The sequence below is a fragment of the Bifidobacterium sp. LH_558 genome, from assembly GCF_056356295.1.
On record NZ_JBKETZ010000007.1, the window covers coordinates 23,929 to 46,640 of the forward strand.

At 64.2% G+C, this 22,712-nt stretch carries 22 protein-coding genes and 2 tRNA genes; 10 read left to right on the forward strand and 14 right to left on the reverse strand.

The window, feature by feature from the left end; all coding sequences use genetic code 11:
* Positions 1-41: 41 nt before the first annotated feature.
* From AC1AV0_RS09395 to pgi, 9 genes are all read right to left on the reverse strand, one after another.
* Positions 42-1,679: a xylulokinase gene (locus tag AC1AV0_RS09395; protein WP_476573367.1), complete on the reverse strand. Its 1,638-nt coding sequence runs from the start codon at positions 1,677-1,679 to the stop codon at positions 42-44.
* A gap of 164 nt (positions 1,680-1,843) precedes the next feature.
* Positions 1,844-2,959 carry a LacI family DNA-binding transcriptional regulator gene (locus AC1AV0_RS09400; protein WP_476573369.1) on the reverse strand — a complete coding sequence of 372 codons (1,116 nt, stop codon included), beginning with the start codon at positions 2,957-2,959 and terminating at the stop codon, positions 1,844-1,846.
* A gap of 349 nt (positions 2,960-3,308) precedes the next feature.
* On the reverse strand, positions 3,309-4,025 hold the full coding sequence (locus tag AC1AV0_RS09405; RefSeq protein ID WP_476573371.1) for a ribonuclease HII: 717 nt from the start codon (positions 4,023-4,025) through the stop codon (positions 3,309-3,311).
* Positions 4,022-4,783: a signal peptidase I gene (gene lepB, locus AC1AV0_RS09410; protein ID WP_476573373.1), complete on the reverse strand. Its 762-nt coding sequence runs from the start codon at positions 4,781-4,783 to the stop codon at positions 4,022-4,024. Before lepB ends, AC1AV0_RS09405 begins: the two co-directional genes overlap by 4 nt.
* Before the next feature lie 102 nt (positions 4,784-4,885).
* Positions 4,886-5,251 carry a 50S ribosomal protein L19 gene (rplS, locus tag AC1AV0_RS09415; RefSeq protein WP_476573375.1) on the reverse strand — a complete coding sequence of 122 codons (366 nt, stop codon included), beginning with the start codon at positions 5,249-5,251 and terminating at the stop codon, positions 4,886-4,888.
* 275 nt (positions 5,252-5,526) lie between these two features.
* Positions 5,527-6,006, reverse strand: coding sequence for a DUF1893 domain-containing protein (locus AC1AV0_RS09420; protein WP_476573377.1), 480 nt, complete (start codon positions 6,004-6,006; stop codon positions 5,527-5,529).
* Positions 5,970-6,542, reverse strand: coding sequence for an ECF transporter S component (locus AC1AV0_RS09425; RefSeq protein WP_476573379.1), 573 nt, complete (start codon positions 6,540-6,542; stop codon positions 5,970-5,972). The genes AC1AV0_RS09420 and AC1AV0_RS09425 overlap by 37 nt, the downstream gene beginning before the upstream one ends.
* 14 nt (positions 6,543-6,556) lie before the next feature.
* On the reverse strand, positions 6,557-7,462 hold the full coding sequence (locus tag AC1AV0_RS09430; protein WP_476573381.1) for a DUF362 domain-containing protein: 906 nt from the start codon (positions 7,460-7,462) through the stop codon (positions 6,557-6,559).
* 232 nt (positions 7,463-7,694) lie between these two features.
* Positions 7,695-9,392, reverse strand: a complete 1,698-nt coding sequence (gene pgi / locus AC1AV0_RS09435) for a glucose-6-phosphate isomerase (RefSeq protein WP_476573383.1) — start codon at positions 9,390-9,392, stop codon at positions 7,695-7,697.
* Between the two features lie 229 nt (positions 9,393-9,621).
* On the opposite strand from pgi, the gene AC1AV0_RS09440 reads away from it, so the two are divergent.
* The 3 genes from AC1AV0_RS09440 to AC1AV0_RS09450 all read left to right on the forward strand — a co-directional run bounded on the left by AC1AV0_RS09440 (position 9,622) and on the right by AC1AV0_RS09450 (position 11,091).
* Positions 9,622-9,697, forward strand: a tRNA-Thr gene (locus tag AC1AV0_RS09440).
* 108 nt (positions 9,698-9,805) lie between these two features.
* A tRNA-Leu gene (locus AC1AV0_RS09445) sits at positions 9,806-9,886 on the forward strand.
* Positions 9,887-10,089: 203 nt separating this feature from the next.
* On the forward strand, positions 10,090-11,091 hold the full coding sequence (locus AC1AV0_RS09450) for an AEC family transporter (RefSeq protein ID WP_476573385.1): 1,002 nt from the start codon (positions 10,090-10,092) through the stop codon (positions 11,089-11,091).
* Between the two features lie 15 nt (positions 11,092-11,106).
* Here the strand turns inward: AC1AV0_RS09450 and AC1AV0_RS09455 are convergent, their stop codons facing one another.
* The 4 genes from AC1AV0_RS09455 to rph form a co-directional block, all read right to left on the reverse strand.
* Entirely contained in the window at positions 11,107-12,357 is a 1,251-nt protein-coding gene (locus AC1AV0_RS09455) for an aminoacyltransferase (protein ID WP_476573387.1), read from the reverse strand.
* Positions 12,358-12,375: 18 nt separating this feature from the next.
* Positions 12,376-13,653, reverse strand: a complete 1,278-nt coding sequence (locus AC1AV0_RS09460; protein WP_476573389.1) for an aminoacyltransferase — start codon at positions 13,651-13,653, stop codon at positions 12,376-12,378.
* A gap of 214 nt (positions 13,654-13,867) precedes the next feature.
* On the reverse strand, positions 13,868-14,566 hold the full coding sequence (locus AC1AV0_RS09465) for a non-canonical purine NTP pyrophosphatase (protein WP_476573392.1): 699 nt from the start codon (positions 14,564-14,566) through the stop codon (positions 13,868-13,870).
* A 54-nt stretch (positions 14,567-14,620) separates the two neighbouring features.
* Positions 14,621-15,385 carry a ribonuclease PH gene (gene rph / locus AC1AV0_RS09470; protein WP_476573395.1) on the reverse strand — a complete coding sequence of 255 codons (765 nt, stop codon included), beginning with the start codon at positions 15,383-15,385 and terminating at the stop codon, positions 14,621-14,623.
* A gap of 175 nt (positions 15,386-15,560) precedes the next feature.
* On the opposite strand from rph, the gene AC1AV0_RS09475 reads away from it, so the two are divergent.
* Positions 15,561-16,883, forward strand: coding sequence for a nicotinate phosphoribosyltransferase (locus AC1AV0_RS09475; protein WP_476573398.1), 1,323 nt, complete (start codon positions 15,561-15,563; stop codon positions 16,881-16,883).
* A 2-nt stretch (positions 16,884-16,885) separates the two neighbouring features.
* Here the strand turns inward: AC1AV0_RS09475 and AC1AV0_RS09480 are convergent, their stop codons facing one another.
* Positions 16,886-17,179: a DUF3039 domain-containing protein gene (locus AC1AV0_RS09480; RefSeq protein ID WP_476573400.1), complete on the reverse strand. Its 294-nt coding sequence runs from the start codon at positions 17,177-17,179 to the stop codon at positions 16,886-16,888.
* 106 nt (positions 17,180-17,285) lie between these two features.
* Between AC1AV0_RS09480 and coaD the strand changes: the two genes are divergently transcribed.
* The 6 genes from coaD (at position 17,286) to AC1AV0_RS09510 (ending at position 22,698) form a co-directional block, all read left to right on the forward strand.
* Positions 17,286-17,786 (forward strand): pantetheine-phosphate adenylyltransferase, encoded by a 501-nt coding sequence (coaD, locus tag AC1AV0_RS09485; RefSeq protein WP_476573402.1) that lies wholly within the window; start codon positions 17,286-17,288, stop codon positions 17,784-17,786.
* Positions 17,787-17,788: 2 nt separating this feature from the next.
* Complete coding sequence (locus AC1AV0_RS09490) at positions 17,789-18,541, forward strand: cell division protein (RefSeq protein ID WP_476573404.1); 753 nt, start codon at positions 17,789-17,791, stop codon at positions 18,539-18,541.
* A 43-nt stretch (positions 18,542-18,584) separates the two neighbouring features.
* Entirely contained in the window at positions 18,585-19,205 is a 621-nt protein-coding gene (locus AC1AV0_RS09495; protein WP_476573406.1) for a YceD family protein, read from the forward strand.
* 156 nt (positions 19,206-19,361) lie between these two features.
* Positions 19,362-19,556 carry a 50S ribosomal protein L32 gene (gene rpmF, locus AC1AV0_RS09500; protein ID WP_094637237.1) on the forward strand — a complete coding sequence of 65 codons (195 nt, stop codon included), beginning with the start codon at positions 19,362-19,364 and terminating at the stop codon, positions 19,554-19,556.
* Positions 19,557-19,776: 220 nt separating this feature from the next.
* Entirely contained in the window at positions 19,777-20,565 is a 789-nt protein-coding gene (gene rnc, locus AC1AV0_RS09505) for a ribonuclease III (protein ID WP_476573408.1), read from the forward strand.
* 204 nt (positions 20,566-20,769) lie between these two features.
* Positions 20,770-22,698 carry an acetolactate synthase large subunit gene (locus AC1AV0_RS09510; protein WP_476573410.1) on the forward strand — a complete coding sequence of 643 codons (1,929 nt, stop codon included), beginning with the start codon at positions 20,770-20,772 and terminating at the stop codon, positions 22,696-22,698.
* The last annotated feature ends 14 nt before the right edge of the window (positions 22,699-22,712 follow it).

A 22,712-nucleotide genomic window follows, 5' to 3' on the forward strand; every position in this document is an offset into this window, starting at 1 on the left:
GTTCCTTCCTTTTGTGGATGTCTTGGATTGTTCAGTTATGTTCAGCGCTCTTCCAGCGGGATGGCGGCGATGGCGGCGTGCTCGATCGGCAGTCCCTTGGTGAAGCGTTCGAAGAAGTCTTCGAAGCCGGCCACGTCCTGCGCGTCGGGCGCTTCGGTGGTGGAGACGGCATCGGCGAAGACGCGCTCATCGAGGTAGGCGTCGAGGGCGGTGTCGGCGTGCCACAGGTAATCGGCGAGCACGGCCATGCCCCAAGCGCCACCTTCGGCGGCGGTGGCCATCACCTTGATGGGGGTGTTGAACGCGGCGGCGAGGATCTTCTGCGCGACCTTGGGGGTGGTGAAGATGCCGCCGTGGCCCACGAGGGAGTCGACCTGCACGTGCTCGTCCTTGGTCATCACGTCCATGCCGATCTTGACCGGGGAGAACGCGGAGAACAGCTGGGCGCGCATGAAGTTGCCGAGGTTCATCTTGGCTTCCGGACCGCGGGCGAAGACGAGTCGGCCTTCGGAGAGTCCGGCGAGGAACTCACCGGCGCGGAACGGGTAGTTGATGAGGCCGCCGGCGTTGCGGTCCACGTCGTCGGCGATGGCCGCGCGGAACAGGGTGCCGTACAGGGTTCCGGCGTCGACCGGGGAGCCGAGCGTTTCAGCGAACTGGCCGAAGAGTCCGACCCAGGCGTTGAGGTCGGAGGTGAAGTTGTTGGCGTGGCTCATGCCCGCGAGGTCGCCGGCCGGGGTGGTGACGAGGTCGACTTCGGGGTGCAGGCGTTCCAGCTTGCGCTCGAGCACGACCATCGCGAAGATCGAGGTGCCGGCGGAGACGTTGCCGGTGCGCACGCGCACGGAGTTGGTGGCGACCATGCCGGTGCCGGCGTCGCCCTCCGGCGGGGCGAACACGACGCCCGGCTGCAAGGTGCCGGTCGGGTCGAGCAGGGCCGCGCCTTCGGCGGTCAGCTCGCCGGCGGGGGTGCCTGCCACGAGCGGTTCGGGCAGCAGGTTCTCAAGCGTCCACGGCTGGGCCGCGACTTCGGGCAGCGCGTTGAACTGCTTGACGAATTCGCTCTCCCACGTGTGGGTGGTGGGGTCGATGGGGAACATGCCGGAGGCGTCGCCCACGCCGAGCACCTTCTTGCCGGTGAGCTTCCAGTGCACGTAACCGGCGAGCGTGGTGAAGAAGGCGACCTTACCGATGTGCTCCTCGTTGTTGAGCACGGCCTGATAGAGGTGCGCGATGCTCCAACGTTCGGGGATGTTGTACTGGAACAGTTCGGAGAGCTTCTCGTGGGCTTCGTGGGTGTTGGTGTTCTGCCAGGTGCGGAAGGGCACGAGCAGTTCGCCGGCTTCGTCGAAGGCGAGGTAGCCGTGCATCATGGCGGAGAAGCCGATGTGGCCCACATGGGTGAGCTTTTCGCCGTAGGCCTTCTCGACGTCGCTGGCCATGGCGGCGTAGGCGGTCTGCAGGCCGTTCCAGATCTCTTCGACGGAGTAGCTCCACAGGCCGTCTTCCAGATGGCTGGCCCAGCCGAAATCGCCGGAGGCGATGGTGGCGTAGGTGTCGTCGATGAGCACCGCCTTGATGCGGGTGGATCCGAATTCGATGCCGAGCGAGGTTTTGCCGGCGCGGATCTTCTCGGCGATGGTGGCGACCCGCTCAGCGGCGTTTTCCGTTGCTGCCATGTGTGGACTCCTTTTGGTTGATCGCGCGGCCATCCGCGGTGATCGCTGGTTCTTTCGAGCGCCCTCAGATTCCCGTCATCGGAAGTGCTGTTAGCGCTCACAATCTTGCCGATACATATTGTACCGGTTCTTGTGAGCGTTCACAACCTCGTCGTGTCCTTACATCACCTACGCGGGGCGGGGCCCAGCGAGCGGCGGTTGACCACCTCGGCGGGGATCAGCCCCACGCCGTGCTGGCTGGTCAGGAACGTCGAATCAGCGCCCTCCCCCAGCAGTCGCAATACCTCGCGCATGGCGGCCACGCCCAATCCCTCGAAGTCGGAACGCACAGTGGTCAGCGGCGGATACATGTTGTCCATGGCGGCCATGTCGTCGAATCCCACCAGACTCACATCCTGCGGAATACGCAATCCATGCTCGTGCAGGGCGCGTGCGACGCCGACGGCCTGGCTGTCGTTCGCGGTCACCACCACCGTGGGCAGGGCGACGCCGTCGCGTCCATACTCGTCGATCATATGGTTCATCTGCGCGTACGCCTCGGAGGAATCCCACGTATGGCACCGCACCACGCGCATGTCAATGGAGTTGGCCGCGGTGAGCTTGCGCCACGCGTCCAAACGGGTGTGGGCGTCGCGCCATTCGTTAGGGCCGGCGAAATACACGGCGCTTTTATGCCCGTACTCGACCAACAGGCGCACCACGTCGGCCATCGCACCCCACTGGTCGATGCCGACCAAGGCGGTGCGGCGGCGGTCCGGCGCGGCAATCAGACCCAGGCCCTCGCGCACGGTCATCTGCCCATGCGTGGAGGTGACGATCACGCGCGGCTGGCTCACCTTGACCCGGCAGGCGGCGGCGAACATCACGTCGGTGGGGGTCAGAAAGATGAACGCGTCCACGTTCTGCTCGTTGAACGTGTCGGTGAGGTTGTTGAAGTCGGCCTGCGTGCACAGCGCCTCATGCACCATCATCACCGACATGAACAGGCCATGGTCGCGGGCCATCGACTCGATGGAGGTGATGGCGGAGATCGGACCGAAGAATTTGAGGCCGCCCGCGATCAGACCAATGGTTCGCGAACGGCGCGACGCCAACGCGCGGGCCGAATTCGAGGGGCGGTAACCGAGTTGTTTGATGGCCTCCTGGACGCGGGCGCGCGTCGCGTCGGAGACGTCGGGCGAATCGTTGATCACGCGGGAGACGGTCTGATGGCTCACACCGGCGAGTTTGGCCACCTCGAACATCGAAGGGCGTTTGCCTGTTGTGCGGCTGGCTGCCATATTCCGAACCTCCCCGCTGGGCGACATTGCGCGAACACGTTTGCGAGCGGTGCCGCACGAAGCGCACTTGCCCACAACGCTGATAACCGTTGCCCACAGGTGGCAGGGATTCGCAATGAAGTTCCCGCCTCGAAACGTGAGCGTTCACAATTGTACATCTTCAACCATATAACCCCACATGCCGCGTTACAAGGCCGCGGCCGAACGTCCATCACCCACCCGCTTTCGAGTTTGGTGTGTCGGGTCGCCGAGCCTCGCTCAGGTAAAACGATTGATTTTGAAGTTTGGTGTGCGAAATCGGCCATGTCTGGCGAAACCGACACACCAAACTCGTTTTCACCCTTGAACGCTACTTCAGTTTCCAGCTGACGCGGTGCAGGGGCGTGACGCCGTGCTCGGCGATGGCGGCGCGGTGGGCGGCGGAACCGTAGCCTTTGTTATGGGCCCATTCGTAAGGCATGTACCGCGGATTGCCCTGCGCGATCGAAGTCATCAGGCGGTCACGCGTCACCTTGGCGATCACGGCCGCGGCGGCGACCGTGGCACAATGCTGGTCGCCCTTGACTTTGGTGGTTACCTGCGCGGGAATCGGCACCGCCGGCGCGTCGAAGGTGTTGAGCGCCTTGGTGATGTAGTCGCTGGGACCGTCGAGAATCGCACCCACGCGCGCGGCGGACATGTCGAACAGGTCCACAGCGCCGCCGTCGAGTCCCAAATCGCGCTCGACCTGATTGAGGGCACGCAGGGCGGCCACGCCCAGCGCGTAGGTGATGCCCCACTCGTCAATCTCGGTATTGCTGGCCTGTCCGACCGCGTAGGCGGCCGGCCACGTGCACAGTTCGTCGAACATGGCTTCGCGCCGATGCTCGGTCAGCATTTTGGAATCGGCCACGCCGTCGGGAATCTCCAGCGTGGGCAGGTCCCGCGCCCAGATAGCGGCGCAGCCGACCATCACCGGCCCGGCGAGCGCGCCGCGACCGACCTCGTCGAATCCAGCGATCAGGTCGAAACCACGGGACGCGAGTTCGCGTTCCAGATCGAGTGTGGGCGACACGGAGACGCTCATTGCGACGCTCCGGCTGACGCGGCATCGCCGTCGGGCACGTCGGCGAACACCTCGTGATGCGCGTCGAGCAGGCCGATGCGGTTCAGCGGCCAGTAGCGGACCAGCCCCACGCCAACCACATCGCTGATGGGCACCAGCCCGTTCGAGCCGTCGTCCTGGTGGAAGCGGGAGTCGGCGGAGTTGGAGCGGTTGTCGCCCATAACGAACACATGACCTTCGGTGACGGTGACGCTGAACGCGAAGCTGGAGGGGTCCACGCCGGGACGGATGTAGCTGGTCTCGTTTATGGCCACGCCGTTAATGGTGACGGGCTCGCCGGGCCCTTCGCAGGCGACCACGTCGCCGGGCAGGCCGATCAGACGTTTGATGAGATAGTCGCCGACGATGTCGCTGTTCTGCTCGTCGCTGAGCCAGTTGGCCGGATCGTGGAACACGATCACATCGCCGCGTTCGAGGCCGAAGACGCCGGGGCTGAGTTTGCTGGTGAGCACGCGGTCGCCGGGTTCGATGGTGTCCATCATGGAGCGGCTGGGAATCGTATAGAGTCCGACGAGGAAGATGCGCAGCAGCAGCACGATGATGATGGGCACGCCGCACCAGACCAGCATGTCGCGGAAGGTGAAGCTGTCGCCGCGCGCCGCCGCGTGACGGCCCCTCACCGCCGGCGGGGGAACCGGCGTCGGGTCCACGCCGTGGTCGGCGACTTGGAATGTGCGCGCGTCGCGCGCGTCGTCGCCTGTGGGATTCTCCGGCTGCATGTCCCTCCTCATTGGGCTCGCTTTGGTTTTCCGTGGGTCATCATACCCGCCGAAAATGGAAACAGCCCGGAAGCCGAAGCCTCCGGGCTGAATTTCACAAACTCACTTGGCGGAGTTGTCGCGACGCTCGACGATACGAGCGGCCTTGCCACGCAGGGCGCGCAGGTAGTAGAGCTTGGCGCGGCGCACACGGCCCATACGCACGAGCTTGATGGAGTCGATCGCCGGGGAGTGCAGCGGGAAGCGGCGCTCCACACCGGTGCCGAAGCTGATCTTGCGCACCACGAAGGTCTCGCGCACGCCAGCGCCCTGACGGGCGATCACCACGCCGGTGAAGGTCTGGATACGGGAGTTGTTGCCTTCCTGGATCTTCACGTTCACGTCGACGGTGTCGCCGGGACGGAAGGCCGGGATCTCTTCGGCCGGCTTGACGTGCTTGGCGTCAAATGCCTCAATAGCGTTAACCATTGTTGTTCCTCGTTCGCCGCCGCATATCGGCGATAGGTCGGGGCGTCGCCCGGCGCGGGGCCGTGCGATACGCCTGCATCTTCCCCGCGGGTCTGCCCGAGGGGAGGTGCCGATCCGCCGGGAGTCGGGCCTTCGCAGGCCGCCCGGCTGGACCTCGTGTGGGGCGGGTTTATGCGGCAACCCGTCTCACAGCACAATCAGCGAACCAGTGTACGCGCCCTCCTCGACTGGATACACGGCAACAGCTGTCGGACCGACGACGAGCCACACGTCAATCAGTTTCCGCCGGACATCAGCTTGGCGACGGCGGCGCGGATGGCGGGTTCAGCCTCGTCGGCCGTGCGGACGGACTGCACGGACGCCTCGATCGGGCACATGCCGGTGTGCGTGCGGTTGAGAATCATCGGCACCAGCGCGTCGTAGCTCGCTTCGATATGGTTGGCCTGCAACGCAGCCAAGCCGCCTTCGCTCATCGTTTCGGCATGTACGGCGACGACTCCGAGTTTGACGTACAGCAGGGCGGCCGCCTTGCCGACCACACGGTCCGCGGCGGAGTATCCGTGCACGTTCTGCCCGTTGGCCAGCCATTGCAACAGCGGCTTGACTCCCCGGCCCATGCCGGTGACGATCTCCCCGCCGAGGCAGGCCGCGCATCCCAGCGTGGGGTCGCTGGCGAGCGCGGCCTTCGCGCGTTCGATATCGGCGAACATCGCGCCGCTTACCGTTCCGCGGCCGTGCGGCGGTCCACCAGCCATACGATCAGCGGCAGCAGCGCCCACTGCAGGATGAGGCCCGGCAGGCCGGCGACGACGCTCGTCCAGATGGAGGCGACGGCCACGGTGGTGTTGCCCAGCGCGAACACGGCGACGAGAATCGCCACGGCGCGCACCGCACGGCCGGCGACCTGCGCGATCAGCACTTTGGCGACGGTCGGCAGATTCACACCGCGCAGGAATCCGGCGAACAGACCGTAGGCCGCCAGTTCGAGGATCATGAACGGCACCATGGCCGGCCCGGGCATGCCGGAGAGCGCGAAGCTGACCAGCGGGCCGAGCGCGCCCGCGGCGACGCCCGCGTAGGGGCCGGCGAGCAGCCCGACCAGCAGCACCGGCAGGTGCATGGGCAGCAGGGTTTCTCCCAAGGCGGTGCCGAGTCCGAGCGAGGCGCCCGCCACATGGAAGATCTGGGGCAGGGCGACCGCGCCGACGACGGCGAGCAGAGTGGCCCACACCTGCGTGGTGACGGACGGCAGAGCGCGGGCGGTGGAGCGGGTGAGCGTTGTGGATGTCATATCTTCTTCTCCTGTTAGTCGAGGTCGATGAGGCGGTAGTCGCGGCTGCCGAAGCCGAGTTCGACCGCGTGTTCGATGATGTGGATGCCGTGGCGGCTTTCCATGCGTTCGATCAGGGGCCCGGTGTTGTCGTCGGACAGATAGATCTGGTCGACGCAGGCCTGGTCGACGGCGACCGGATCGAGCGAGGCGAGGATGCCGATATCCCCCATCTGCGGCGCGTGCGGATTGCCGTCGCAGTCGCAGTCCACGGACAGGTGGTTCATCACGTTGATGAACAGCATATTGCCCTTGAGCGCGTTGAACACGGCGGACGAGGCCTCGGCCATCGCCTCGAGGAAGGCGTCCTGCTCGCCGCCGAAATGGTTGGGCAGGATCTCGTCCTGGCCGGAGTGGATGCGTTTCTTGCCGTTCGCCGAGGCGATGCCGATGGAGATGTTTTTGAGCGCTCCGCCGAATCCGCCCATCATATGGCCTTTGAAATGCGAGAGCACGGCGTAGTAGTCGTAGTTCGTGAAATGCGAGCCGACGATGTCGCCGGTGATACGGCGGCCGCCTTCGACCGGCAGGGTGATCTCGCCTTCCTCGTCTTGGATGTCGACGGGCGCGATCTCCATGAAGCCATGCTCCTTGATGGTGCGCCAATGGGCGTCGAAGGTGTCGCGCGTGCCCGCATAGGCGGTGTTGCACTCGACGATGGTGCCGTCGAGCCGCTGCACCAGATCCTTGATGAGATTGGGGTCGAGATAGTGGGTGTTGCCGCCCTCGCCGGTGCTGAGTTTGACCGCCACCTTGCCTTGGGGCCGCGCGCCCAGCGCCTCGTAGGCCTTCATCAGCCCGGCGGGGCTGATATCGCGGGTCATATAGACCGCCGGCGCCATCGGATAGTCGGTGGTATGGGCTTGATACGTGCCAGTCATTATGCCTCCTCGCAAACCTTCACGTTTGATTCCCTCCCCAGAATACCGCCAGCGATATGACAAAGGCGGCGACTCCCGAGGGAAGCCGCCGCCTTGTCAATATTGAGGTCGGTTCAGCCAGTCAGTCAGACAGTCTGAATCAGAACTCCCTACGAACAGTCCAGTGAACTGTTCGTAGCAGTGCATAGCGATAGCGTCATGCACGTCGCTAAACACAGCGTTCTGACTCTAGTCAGAACTCCCTGTTCGCGCGGTAGAACTTGATCAGGGACTGGGTGGAGGCGTCCTGCTCGGCGAGCGCCTCGTCATCCTGGCTGATGGCCGGGGTGATTTCCTTGGCGAGCTGCTTGCCCAGCTCAACGCCCCACTGGTCGTAGGAGTCCAGGCCCCACACGGTGCCCTCGACGAAGGTGATGTGCTCGTAGAGCGCGATCAGCTCGCCGACGGCGAACGGGGTCAGCGCCACGCCGAAAATCGAGGTGGTCGGGCGGTTGCCGGTGAACACGCGGGCCGGCACGATTTCTTCGGCGGTGCCTTCGGCGCGCACCTCTTCGGCGGTCTTGCCGAACGCAAGAGCCTTGGTCTGCGCGAAGTAGTTGCCGAGGAACAGCTCGTGCACGTCCTGGTCGCCGTCCTTGACCGGGTTCGGGGTGTTCACGAACGCGATGAAGTCGGCCGGGATGAGCTGGGTGCCCTGGTGGATCAGCTGGTAGAAGGCGTGCTGGCCGTTGGTGCCGGGCTCGCCCCAGAAGATCTCGCCGGTCTCGCAGGTGACGGGGGTGCCGTCCCAGCGCACGGACTTGCCGTTGGACTCCATGGTCAGCTGCTGCAGGTAGGCCGGGAAGCGGTGCAGATACTGGTCGTAGGGCAGCACGGCGTGCGAGGCGACCTTGAAGAAGTTGCGGTACCACACGTTGAGCATGCCGAGCAGCACGACCACGTTCTTCTCGAACGGGGTCTTCTCGAAGTACTCGTCGATCTCGTGGAAGCCGTGCAGGAACTCCTCGAAACGAGCCGGGCCGAACACCACGGCGAGAGAGGTGCCCACGGCGGAGTCGACGGAGTAGCGGCCGCCGACCCAGTTCCAGAAGCCGAAGGCGTTGTTCGGGTCGATGCCGAACTCGGCGACCTTCTCCAGGTTGGTGGAGACGGCGACGAAGTGCTTCTTGACGGCGTCGGCGTTCTGCTCGTCGGAGCCGTCGATGGCGCCGGCGGCCTTGAGCTCCTCAAGCAGCCAGGTGCGGGCCTCGCGGCCGTTGGTCAGGGTCTCCAGGGTGGTGAAGGTCTTGGAGACGATGATGAACAGGGTGGTCTCCGGGTCGAGACCCTTGGTCTTTTCGGCCAGATCGTTGGGGTCGATGTTGGAGATGTAGCGGGCGGAGATGCCGGCGTCCGCGTAGGGCTTGAGCGCCTCGTACACCATGACGGGGCCCAGGTCGGAGCCGCCGATGCCGATGTTGACCACGGTCTCGATCTTCTTGCCGGTCACGCCGACCCATTCGCCGGAGCGGACCTGCTCGGCGAAGGCGTAGATGCGGTCGAGCACCTCACGCACGTCGGCGACGGTGTCCTGGCCGTCGACGATGAACTTGCCGGCGTCGGTGGCGGGGCGGCGCAGCGCGGTGTGCAGCACGGCGCGGTCCTCGGTGTTGTTGATGTGCACGCCGGTGTACATCTGCTGGGTGCGCTCGTCGAGCTTGACGGCCTTGGCGAGGTCGGCGAACAGCTTGAGCGTCTCGGGCTTGATCAGGTTCTTGGACAGGTCGAAATGCAGGTCGCCGGCGTCGAAGGACAGCGCGTCGACGCGGTTCTCATCATCGGCGAACCACTGCTTGAGGCTGACGCCCTCGTTCTGCAGCTCGTCATAGTGCTTCTGCAGGGCAGCCCATTCGGGGGTCTTGGTGGCGTCAACGGGAGGATTGATGGCCATGAATTCCATTCCTTTCATCATTGCTGAAAGCGGTGCGGTTGCGCGTCGAAACACGTGCGCCACAACACTTCGCTTCATCTCACAAGATACTCACAAAAGAGGACAGAACAACACAAACCGCACCCCGCTTCCGCAACACGCGCAACAGGAAAACCCACCTTGCTTTTTCGACGGCTTCCCCTATACTTTTCTATTTGTGCGCGAGTAGCGAATGCTTCTCGGGCCGCACGCCACTTTAGCTCAGTCGGTAGAGCGGCTCACTCGTAATGAGCAGGTCGACAGTTCGATTCTGTCAAGTGGCTCCACCACCCCGGCCCCGGCCGGGGTTTTTCGTATGCCGCCCGCCTCGCGTCTCTCCCACGAATCACCACGAATTCGCGCTGGGCAGACGGCTTGCTACAGTTGTGGCGTTCGCGCGAGTGGCGTAATTGGTAGCCGCGCAGGATTTAGGTTCCTGTGTCTTTGACGTGTGGGTTCGAGTCCCATCTCGCGCACTTCGGCGAAACCATCGCCCATCGCAATGCAAACTTAGGCATATCCCGAACGCGTTGTTCGACGAACACTATACTTTCTGTCATGTCGGCCATCGCGCAGCAGCCCGAATCGGCCGGACCACCGCGCGCAGCCCCACGGGAAAGACCACGCGCGACGCAAGCGTTCCCGATACGAGACAAGCGAACGAAGAGTGGAGGAACCCATGTCCGCCATCATCCAGCCAGCCAGCCTGCTGCTGATCATCCTCGCGGGATACCTGTTCAAACGCTTCGGTCTGTTCGGTCAACGCGACTACCGCGTGCTTCAGACCGCGGAGTTCAACATCGTGTTGCCCGGCGCCATCATCTACTCCTTCGCCACCAATCCGCACGACATCAGTCTGCTGTGGATCGCCGTGTTCTCGTTCTTCTGCGCGCTGATCCCGCTGCTGCTCATCTTCGTGGCCACCCCCAAGCGCAATGTCTCCGACCGCGCGTTCCTTATGCTCAACGGCGCGGGATTCAACCTCGGCTGCTTCTGCTTCCCCGTGGTGCAGGCGTTCTGGGGCGCGGGCGCGGTGGTGCCCGCCGCCATGTTCGACATCGGCAACTGCGTGATGGTGGCCGCCGGCACGAATGTGATGACCCAACAGCTGCTGCATATCCGGCCCGGCAAAACGCTCGCCGAACAGCACGCCGGCGATGCGCCCACCCTGCCGTATGAGAAGCCGAAGGACCGCGACGCGCGGCGGCTGGCCCGGCATGCGATGATGCGCAACATCGCGCACAGCTTCTTCGGTTCGGTGCCGTTCGACACCTATCTGCTGATGATCGCGCTGATGATCGCCAATGTGCAGATTCCCGAATGGATCGCAACCGTCTGCCAGCCGCTGTCCAACGCGAACGCCTTCGTGGCGATGTTCATGGTCGGCATGCTTATGGACCTGCCCAATTCGCGGCATGACGTGCGCGAACTGCTGGAGGTGATCGCTTGGCGACTGCCGTTCGGAGCGCTGTTCGCCGTGGCCGCGTGGTTCATCCTGCCGTTCGACGCGGTTACGCGCGCCGTCGCGGTCATCTGCTGCCTGGCGCCGATCGCGATCTTCTCCACGCTCTTCACCGACAAGGTGCTCGGCAACGCGCGTCTCGCGGGATTCTCACTGGCGATCACGGCGATCATCTCGCTGGTGATGATGACCGTCGTGCGCCTGTTCCTGCCCGTCTAGACCACGGATTCACGACTAGCGGCGCAGCAGCTTGGACGCGAATTCCTTGACGCCGAACCGCAACTTGTCCACCGGCAGCGTGAATTCGCCGATCAGCTCCTCCACTTTGCCGTTGAAGCCCTGCTTGAACTCCAAAACACCGCGTCCCTCATCGTCGGGGTCGTCGAAAACACCCGAAATGCCATAGAAGTTATAGCGTGCGATACCCAGTTCCAGGCAACGGCTCAAGGCCCAATGCTGAATCAGGGCCGACGCGTAGAACGGCTTGTATTCAGCGACGCTTCCGGAGAAGAGGTACACCATCTCCTGCGGATGCTCCACGAACAGCGACACTGCCGCCGGAATCACCTCGCCGTGCTGAGCAAGGCTCGAAGCTTCGTCCAGACGCTTCTGAGCCGCGGCCAGATTGCGGGTCAGCTCGCCCAACTGACGTTCGAGCTTCGTGGTCGGACGTTCCTCGTATTTCGCTTTCAGAACCTCGACCTGTGCGGCGAGCGCGTCACGTTTGGCCGTCATGTCGGCGGCATATTCGGAGACATGGATCTCAGCGACCATAAACCGCGCACGGCTCCCGAACGCCCGCTTGAATTCATGGAAGTACGCGTCCCCGCGATAGGCGAAGTTGCGTCGTTCGGCGGTCTGCCGTTCAATCTGTGCGAATACGCCCAGCTCATCATCCGCGAATTCGCGCACGTGCACGCCCATGGATTGCGCGCGCTTGATGCTCCACTGCGTGCGTTTATCGTAGGAATTCAGCAGCGCCTTTTCATCGGCGATGCCGGTCAGATCCTTGACATACACCCAACGGTTCACCACCGAACCGTATCCGAGGGTGAATCCGGCATGACGCCATCCCAACGACCGGTATCGTTCAAGAACGTCGTCCGCCGCGGGGGCGTTCGCCATGCCGCTGGAATCGCGCATCTGGTAGACCAGATTAGGCCAGCAGGTCACCGAGATGGCTCCATGCCGGCGGGCGGATCGCGCGATGCCGTCCGTCATCACGCGCAACGCCTCGGAATCGTCCACATCGCACATCGGTCCCAGCCACACGGATCCTTCCAAGCCGAGACGCCCTTTGGTATAGATGACGAAACAGCCGCCGACCACGCGTCCGTCGCCGTCGCGCAGGCCCAGCACATCATAGGATTGCGCCAGACGTTTGGACAACGCCATCATCGCGGAGGTCTGCTGGAAACTTCCCTGGCCATGCCGCGCGGACAACTCGTCCAGTTCTTCGGGGGTGATCTGCGTAACCGTCAGCATGTGTATGATCCGTCCCTTTCAGCGGCCCAGCAGCTTGTGCGCGATTTTCTTCAGCGCGTACGTCAACGGCTTCACCGGCAACACGAATTCGCCCGGCATCTCCTCCACGAAGCCGTTGAACCGTTGTTTGAACTCGAGCACGCCGAATCCCGGATTATCCTCGGGGGTGAACAGTCCGTTGATGCCGTACAGGTTGTATCGCGGAATGCCGCGCGCCACGCATTGCAGCATCATCTCGTGGTGCACCAGCGCAGGGGCATAGAACTTGTCGAATCGCTCGTCCGCGCCGCTGGTGGTGCAGACCACCTCGCGGGGGTGGTAGAGGAACATCGAACCGTCAAGCGGCACAACCGCGCCGTACTGGTCCAGCAGGCCCTTCGCCTCGGCGATCCTCTTGATGGCCGGCTCCATGTCTTTTTCGATTTTGCCGAGTTGGACGGTCAGCTGTTGGGTGCGCTTCTCCGTCTTGGAACGGGCCAACTCCGATTCCACGCGTTTCTGGTCGGCGGTCAACTTGTCGTATTTGTCCTGCCAGGTTTTGAGGTATTCATCGAAATGTATTTCCGCCACGCGGTATTCGATGTCATCCCCGTAGGCGTCGTACATCTCCTGGAAAAAACTCAATGGACGATTCTGGAATCCCTGCTTCTCGCAGCTCAATTCGCACAGTTGGTGGAAAAGCCCCAGTTCGTCACGGTTCAGCCGACGGGTGCGCACGCCGGACTCGCGCGCGATACGCACATTGCGACGACGGTATTTCGCATATGTGCCCAGCAGTTCGCTCTCATCGTGCACATCGCTCAGGTCTTTCACCCAACGCCAACGCGGAACCGCAGTGTATCCGGTGGAGAAACCGCCGACATGCTCGAATCCCAGCGCTTTCAGGTTCTCCACCATGAGGTCGTCGGGAGCACCTTGGGGCTCTCCTTCCTGAGTGCGCAGGCAGTACACCGCCTCGGGGGTGATGTCCAGCTGCGACGCCCCGCCTTCTTTGGCGTGCGACTTCAGGCCTTCAACGAAAAAACCCAGCAACTCCCTATCGTCGAAATCGCAAAGCGGACCGTCGTGAATCAACGCAAACGCCGACCCTCCGGCACGGACGATCTGCATCAGAGCGGCGGCTTTCAACGTGCCGTCTTCCATCACCCCAAGATATTCGACCGTCTTCCCCTGCCGCTCGCGCATTCCGCCCATGGCTGAGGTCTGCTGAAAATTGCCCTGCGGGTGCTTCGCAGAAAACTCGTCGAACTGTTCCGGCGCAAGCGTAACCAGCGTAAAAGAGCGCATGTGAGACATAATTCCTTTGAAAAAACAGCACGTTCCGTGGCGATAGTAGCACGCGCTCGTGGCATCGGGAGGGCCAATCGGCTCCTTTGCACCGTGTTATCACCTCAGCCGTCGCTTCGGTTTTCCCCAGACACTGAAGACGCTATTGCAAACACTGAACATGGCATCGCGGCGCGACTCCGACGACACAGAATTCGCACGGAGCCGCGCCCGCACGCCCCGACTAGTGCAGCAGGCGTTCGACGGCGGGGGCAAGGGCGCGCAGGGCCTTGCCTCGGTGGGAGATGGCGTTTTTCTCGGCCGGAGACATCTCGGCGGAGGTTAGCGTCTCCTCGCCGTCGTGCTGCGATTGGTCGTCCGGCACGAACAGCGGATCGTAGCCGAAGCCATGCTCGCCGCGGGGTGCGCGGATGATCACGCCCGGCATCTCGCCGGTTTCCACGATCTCCTCGGCGACCGGATACGGCGCACCTGCGGGGTCGGCCACGTCGGCGAACGCGGTTTCTCCGGATGCGTCCGCAACCTGCGGCACCACCAAGGCGGCGGCGCAACGGAAGCGCGCGGTGCGCTTGGCATCCGGAATATCCTCGATCTGCGCGAGCAGCAGCGCGTTGTTCGCCGCATCGTCGCCGTGCGCGCCGGCCCAACGAGCGGAGAGGATGCCGGGCGCATTGCCCATCACATCCACGATCAGACCGGAATCGTCGGCGATGGCGGGCAGTCCGGTGCGGCGGGCCACGTCACGGGCCTTGAGCAGCGCGTTCTCCTGGAAGGTCACGCCGTCCTCCACCGGGTCGGGCAGGCCCAGGCTGCCGGCGGAGACCAGCTCCACCCGGTCCGCGTCCGCCCCCAACCGCTCCTCGAGAATGCGGCGGATCTCCACCAGTTTGCCTTCGTTATGCGTGGCGACGACCAGTTTCATACGTGATGCTCCTTGATTCATAAGTGGAATTGACTCGGCTCAACCCGTCCAGACTCAGTCCAGCGACAGGGCGGCGCGCTGGGCGGCTTGCAGTTCCTTGTTGCCTTTGGCGGCCAGGTCGAGCAGTGCGTCCAGCTCCTTGCGCGTGAACGGACGGTGTTCGGCGGTGCCCTGCAGTTCGATGAATTCGCCCGAACCGGTCATGGCCACGTTCATATCGGTCATGGCCTGGCTGTCTTCGAGATACGGCAGATCCAGCATCGGTGTGCCGTTGATCACGCCCACGGACACGGCGGAGATGCAGTCGCGCACCACACGGTCGGCGGACCGGATGTAATGATGCTTCTCAGCCCAACGCAGCGCGTCCACCATCGCCACGTACGCGCCGGTCACGGAGGCCGTGCGCGTGCCGCCGTCGGCCTGCAGCACATCGCAGTCGAGCTGCACCTGGTTCTCGCCCAGCGCCTTCATATCGACCACGCCGCGCAGGCAGCGTCCGATCAGACGGCTGATCTCATGCGTGCGACCGCCGACCTTGCCGCGGATGGACTCGCGGTCGGTGCGCTCGGCGGTGGCGCGCGGCAGCATCGCGTATTCGGCGGTGACCCAGCCCTGCCCGGAATCCTTACGCCAACGCGGCACGCCGGTGGTGAACGTGGCCGTGCACATCACGCGCGTGCTGCCGCATTCGATCAGCACCGACCCCTCCGGAGCGTCGGTGAAGTGGCGGGTGATGCGCACCTCGCGCAGCTCGTCGACCTGGCGTCCGTCCGAACGGATGATCTGCTGCTTGCCCAACATGTCTTTGATTTCAACCATGATTCAACCTTTCCTCCAGCCGAGAGTAGCACCCGGGTTGGTGATTTCATCCGGCCTCCCGACTCGCGACTGGCGCGGCAGACGATTCAAACGCGGGCAAATCGCGCCGGCGCGACGGGACGCGACTAGACTGAAGAGGCGAACCGAAGTATGGAATCTACGGAAAGAACAGGCCATGATGGATTATTCTGCGGCGCTGATGACCGATATGTACGAGTACACGATGCTGGACGCGACCCTGAAGGACGGCACGGCGAACCGCAAATGCGTGTTCGAGGTGTTCACCCGCCGCCTGCCCGAGGGCCGCCGCTACGGCGTGGTCGCCGGCACAGGCCGTATCCTCGACGCGTTGGAGAACTTCCATCTCGACGACGAGGATCTGAGATTCCTCTCCGACCGCGGCATCGTCAGCAAGGAGACCATCGCCTGGCTGGAGAATTTCCGGTTCACCGGCTCGATCAAGGGCTACCGCGAAGGCGAGATGTTCTTCCCGAACTCGCCGATCCTGCAGTTCGAGGGCACCTTCGGCGAGTGCACGCTGCTGGAGACGCTGGTGCTGTCGGTATTGAACTATGATTCCGCCGTGGCCTCCGCCGCCTCGCGTATGACCAGCGCGGCGAAGAACCGCCCTTGCATGGATATGGGCGGCCGCCGCACCAACGAATGGTCGGCCGTGGCCGCCTCGCGAGCCGCCGTGGTGGGGGGATTCCAAGGCACCGCGAATCTGCTCGCCGCCAAAATGTACGGATTGAAGGCCATCGGCACGGCCGCGCACTGCTTCACGCTGGTGCACGACAGTGAACGGGCCGCGTTCGAATCGCAGATCGCGGCGCTGGGCAAGAACACCACGCTGCTGGTCGACACCTACAACATCGAGGAGGCCGTGAAAACCGCGGTTGAGGTGGCGGGCCCCGAACTCGGCGGCGTGCGCATCGACTCGGGCGATCTGGCGGCGCTGGCGCAGCGCGTGCGCAACCAGCTCGACGCCTTGGGCGCGACGAATACGAAGATCACCGTCACCAACGATCTGGACGAATACGCACTGGCCGCGTTGCAGACCGCGCCGGTCGACTCCTACGGCGTGGGCACGATGCTGGTGACCGGATCGGGCGCGCCGACCTGCGCCATGGTGTACAAGCTCACCGAGCGCGAAGGCGCGGACGGCGTGATGCAGCCGGTGATGAAGAAGTCCAAAGACAAGGCCACCGTGCCGGGACGCAAGCTCGCCTACCGCTCGTATGAGTACAATCTGGCCGATTGTGAGCACGTCGTCTCCGGAAGCGAGGAGAAGCTCGCCGCGTATACGCCCGACCCCGAGTGGAAGAACCTGCTCGTCGACTTCGTGGACCACGGCGAAATCGACCCGCAGTGGCGCGGACACGACGCGATCATGAACGCGCACGACTATCACGCGAAGGCGTTGGCCGAACTGCCGATCACCGCCCAGTCGCTGATGCGCGGCGAACCTGTGATTCCGACAGAAACCACGGTTCTATAGGCTTAGCGCATCATTTCGTCGTAGATGCGCTTGCAGTCGGGGCACACCGGGTACTGGGAGGGGTCGCGCTTGGGCACCCACACCTTGCCGCACAGGGCGACCACGGGGCGGCCGGTCAGACGCGATTCGTTGATGCGCTCCTTGGACACGTAATGCGCGAAGCGATCGGCCTCGCCGCCATCGTCGCGCTTCGTCTCCTCCTGCGTTTCGGGGCGCTCCAGCACCGCCGTGCCCGTGCCCTGATCCGGATTGGACAGCGGCGACACCGGGTCTTCAAGATCGAACATGCTCGTCATGGCATTCCTCCACATCAACTTGGGCGACCGCACGGCATCGGCGATTCCGCCGACCGCTGCGGCCTGTCGTCCACCATCATAGACACGACGCGGTACTCTTGAACTCATGACTATCGCAGTGTGCCCCGGCTCGTACGATCCCCTGACGTCCGGCCATTTGGATGTGATTGAACGCAGTGCGCGCTTCTTCGACGAAGTGCACGTGGTGGTGGCGGTGAACGCCGCCAAAACCCCGATCTTCCCGGCGGAGACCCGCGTCGATGTGATTCGCCGCGCGCTGGCGGACGCCGGCTGCACGAACGTCACCGTCTCCTCCACCGACGGACTGATCATCGACTACTGCAGTAAGGTCGGCGCCACGGTTATCGTCAAGGGACTGCGCCAGAACGGCGACTACGAAGCCGAATTGGGCATGGCGCTGGTGAACCGCAAGCTCGCCAATGTGGAGACCCTGTTCCTTCCGGCAGATCCGGTGCTCGAGCATATCTCCAGCTCCGTCGTCAAGGATGTGGCCCGCCACGGCGGCGACGTGACCGGCATGGTGCCGGATTGCGTGATCCCCATGCTCGCCCAAGCCCTCGCCCAGGAACGTCAGACAAAGGAGTGACCATGACCAACGATGCGGCCAATCCCGCAGGCGACCGTCCGACCGGATATGTGGATCTGACGAAAGCGAACGACACCGACCTGTTCCCGCCGCTGGCGCAGGATGACGCGGGTGCCGATGCGCCGACGCCCCACGCCTTGTTCTCCGTGGGCGCGATGCCGGATATGCGTGAGGATCTCTCCGCCGACGAGGTCGAGGACCAAAGCCACGCCGAATTCACCACCGTCTACGACATCATCGACGATTTGGACAAGGCTTTGGACGAGGCCAAGGGCGGCCTGTTCACGCCGGGACAGGTGAAGGTGGACCGCGATATGTTCACCGAGCGGCTGACCGAGCTCAAAAAGATGCTGCCCGTGCAGCTCGAGCGCGCCTCCGCGCTGATGCGCGAGGCGGAGCGCCGTCTTGAATCGGCGCAGACCCAGGCCAACGCCATCATCGCCTCGGCGCAAAGCCGCGCCTCCGACATGGTCAAGGAGGCCAACGAGCAGGCGCAGTTCCTCGCCGGGCAGGAGAATATCACCGAAATCGCACGGCAGAAGGCACGCGCGATGCTCGATCAGGCGCAGGCCAAATCCGACCATCTGACCCATGGGGCGGACCAGTACTGCTCCACGATGATGGAGGGATTGCAGCAGCAGCTGAACAAGCTCAGCCAGGACGTGCAGGCCGGCATCAACGTGCTGAACGAACGCCAGCGCGCCGCCGAGGGCCGTCTGCCTTCGCTGGACGAGGACGACTATCCGCAGGCGTAGACTCGCACAACGCACGACATCATCACCAAAGGAAAGCAGCAGTATGGCACGAGTTGAGGATTCCCCGTGGGCGATTTCCGTGGCGCAGGTCGCCACGCGCGCCGGCCAGTCGAAGCCGGTGGATGAGGACTTCCCCGCGCCCGAGGGCATCGGGGACAATATCGTCGGGGTCACGTCCGGCGCGCCGATCCATGTGAGCGGATCGTTCGATTCTATTGTGGACGGCCTGATTTTCTCCGGGCGGATCAGCGCGCCCGTCAGCACGGAGTGCACGCGCTGCCTCACCCCCATCGAACACGACTGGCCGGTGAACGTGACCGCCTTCTTCCCCTATGCGCAGGCGGAATCCAAGCGCGACGCGAGGTCGGGCAAGAAATCCAAGCGCGAGGTGGAAGTGGATATCATCGCGGGCGAGGATGAGTCGGAGGACACCTATCCGCTGCTGATGAACGGCGCGTTCGCCGACATCGAGGCGATGCTGCGCGACTGTCTGGTCGAGGCGCTGCCGCTGCAGCCCCTGTGCCGCGAGAACTGCCGGGGACTGTGCTCGCAGTGCGGTGAGAATCTCAACGAGCATCCCGACCACGGCCACGACGTGACCGACATCCGCCTCGCCGGACTGGCCGCGCTCAAAGCCCAGCTGGAGGCCGAAGCCGGAGAGTGACGACCCTCCGCGCATGTCGAATGGACCGAGCTCAGCGGGGCGGCATGCGCACGTCCAGACAAGCTCCGCGCATGTCGAAATGGACATTGTACGAGCATTGCGCTAACATACTGAACGCTTAAGCTCAATCGTTCGAACGAAACAGAGGATACTGAAATGGCACTGCCTAAGTACAAGACCTCGCGCGCCAATACGCACTCGCGTCGCGCGAACTGGAAGGCCACCGCAACCGCTACCGTGAGCTGCCCGAACTGCGGCGCTCCGGCTCTGCCGCACATGGCCTGCCCGAGCTGCGGCTCCTTCCGCGGCCGCGTCTATCGCGAAGCCATCCAGCCGGCCCACACCAAGTGATTTCGGCTGCATAACGGCATAGAAGGCCCTGCCATCGACGGGTGGCGGGGCCTTCTGCATAAATCCCTCCCACCGGCGGCATCGTGGATTTCGCACTTCGACGACCCTTGTGCGAAATTCGCGACGTTTACCGGCCACGCAACGTCGTGGATTTCGCACACCATCCGTTGAAGTGCGAAATCCACGACATCCACATTCCCGGCGAAGAGATGAGAAGCACATGAAGAACCGGAATACGCACGCATCCGCACACGACGCAGCCGCCACCGACGCGACCGCATCCGACGCGCCACACACCCGCGTTTCGCGCGTCTCGCAGTCGGACCGGCCGGCCGGCGCGGAACTGCTGGAGGCGCTGGGCACCACCATCAGCCCCGATCTGCTGGTGCAGGCGCTCACCCACCGCTCCTTCGCACACGAGCATCCCGGCGTGTCCCACTACGAGCGTCTGGAATTCCTCGGCGACGCGGTGCTCGAGCTTGTCGCCACCGAAACGCTGTTCGCCCGCCACCCCGACAAATCCGAGGGCGAGCTGGCGAAGATGCGCGCGAGGGCAGTCTCCGAGGATTCGCTCAGCGCCATCGCCAAGAAGAAACTGCATGTGGGGCCGTATATTCTGCTGGGCCACGGCGAATCCGACCAGGGCGGCGCCGAGAAGAATTCGATTCTGTGCGACATTGTCGAATCGCTGATCGGCGCGACTTTCCTGGAGCACGGCATCGACGAGGCGCGCGCCGTGGTGCATCGTCTGATCGACGAGACGCTGGACGAGGTGGCCAGCCAGGGCCCGGCCCTGGACTGGAAGACCTCGCTGACCGTCAAGGCGCATCAGCTCGGCAAGGGCGAGCCGGTCTACCATATGGAGGTCGCAGGCCCCGAATACGCGCTGGTGTTCACCGCCCGCGTGAGTCTGGGCGAGGACGAGACCATCATCGGCGAGGGCCGCGGCTCCAGCAAACGCAAGGCGCAGCTGGCCGCCGCCGAAGCCGGATGGAAGGCGCTGGGCTAGGGAGCCGCGCCCCTGCCGGACTTCACCATTCGGGCGGAACGCCGCGCCGCGCGATATCCGCCGGTACCATAGACTGGAGAGACAACCGTATTGGATTCGCGTCACGCGCCACAAGCGCCGCGCCGAACCGCCGACGCCGCCGGAGGGCTTTGCACCGAAAAGCCCAACCCAAGGCGAGAAGTTCATCGAAGTGTGAGAGGAACCATGGCATTACCTACGCCGCTTCAGGCATTCAGCAGCGTGCCCAAAACACCCGCGGGCAACGATAAGCAGACCATCGTCAACGGTGAGAAGATGACCGGCGCGCAGGCGCTGGTACGGTCCCTGGAGGAGCTGGGCGTCAAGGATGTGTTCGGCCTGCCCGGCGGCGCCATCCTGCCTGTGTATGACGAGATCAAGGACAGCACGAAGTTCCGTTTCGTGCTGGTGCGTCACGAGCAGGCGGCCGGTCACGCGGCCGAAGGCTACGCGATCTCCACCGGACGTGTGGGCGTGTGCCTCGTCACCTCCGGACCGGGTGCCACGAATGTGGTCACCGCCATTGCCGACGCGAATATGGATTCCGTGCCGATGGTCGTCATCACCGGTCAGGTGGGTGTGGGCGCGATCGGCACCGACGCCTTCCAGGAAGCCGATATCGTCGGCATCACCTACCCGGTGGTCAAGCATTCGTACCTCGTCACGCGCGCGCAGGACATCCCCCGCGTGCTCACCGAGGCCTTCCATATCGCCGCCACCGGCCGTCCCGGCCCCGTGGTGGTCGATCTGACCAAAACAGCGCAGACCGGCGACATGTACTTCTCGTGGCCGCAGCGCATGATCCTGCCCGGCTACAATCCCACGACAAAGGCGCACGGCCGTGTGCTCTCCGACGCGGCGAAGATGTTCTCGCAGTCGTACCGCCCGGTGCTGTATGTGGGCGGCGGCGCGGTGCGCTCCGGTGCCCAGAAGCAGATCGCGGAACTCGCCCGCGTCACCGGCGCGCCCGTGGTCACCACACTGCAGGCGCGCGGCATCCTGCCGGATTCCGACTCCGCCAACCTGGGCATGCTGGGCATGCACGGCGCGGTGGCGGCGACCGGCGCGGCCCAGCGTTCCGACCTGCTGGTGGCGATCGGCGCGCGCTTCGACGACCGCGTCACCGGCGATCTGGCATCGTTCGCGCCCACGGCCCGCGTCATCCACATCGATATCGACCCGGCCGAAATCGGCAAGAACCGCGTGGCCGACGTGCCGATCGTGGGCGACGTGGCCACCGTGCTCGACGATCTCATCCCCGAGATTACGCGCGCGCAGGCGATCCACGGCAAGCCGGATCTGACCCACTGGTGGGCCGCCCTGAACAAGCTGCGCGAGGACTACCCCATCGACTACGACCAGCCCGAAGACCAGCCGACCGACGGCTCGCTTTCGCCGCAGTGGGTGGTCAAGCAGCTCTCCAGCATGGCCGATCCCGAGACGATTTGGGTGGCCGGCGTGGGCCAGCATCAGATGTGGGCCTCGCAGCTGGTGGACTTCGAACAGCCGCGTTCGTGGATCTCCTCCGGTGGTCTGGGCACGATGGGCTACGGCCTGCCCGCCGCCATCGGCGCCTCGCTCGGTTCGCAGCGCGATTTCGAGGGCCGCAAGCCCGTGTGGCTGATCGACGGCGACGGCTCGTTCCAGATGAGCTCCGAAGAGCTGGCGACCGCGTTCCTCGACGGCGCGCCCGTGAAGATCGCGATCCTCAACAATTCCGTGTACGGCATGGTGCGCCAGTGGCAGACCCTGTTCTACAACAAGCACTATTCGGCCACGATGCTGCGCGACGGCGAGGCCACGCAAGACACCGCTCCTGAGGATTTCGTCGACGTGCCCGATTTCGTCAAGCTCGCCGAGGCATACGGTTGCGTGGGCTTCCGCGCCTTCACCGAAGAGCAGGCGATCGACGCGATCAAGCGCGCCAACGAGATCAACGACCGCCCGGTGCTGATCGACTTCCGCGTGTGGAAGGACGCGATGGTATGGCCGATGGTCGCCGCCGGCGCGCCCAACGACGAAGTCACCTACCGTCCCGGAACCAAGCCGCTGCGTCGTGCCGCCGCCCAGGGCGCGGATGACGCGGCCCATGTGTCCGGCGCCGCCTCGGTGTGAACCCCAGCGTGTAA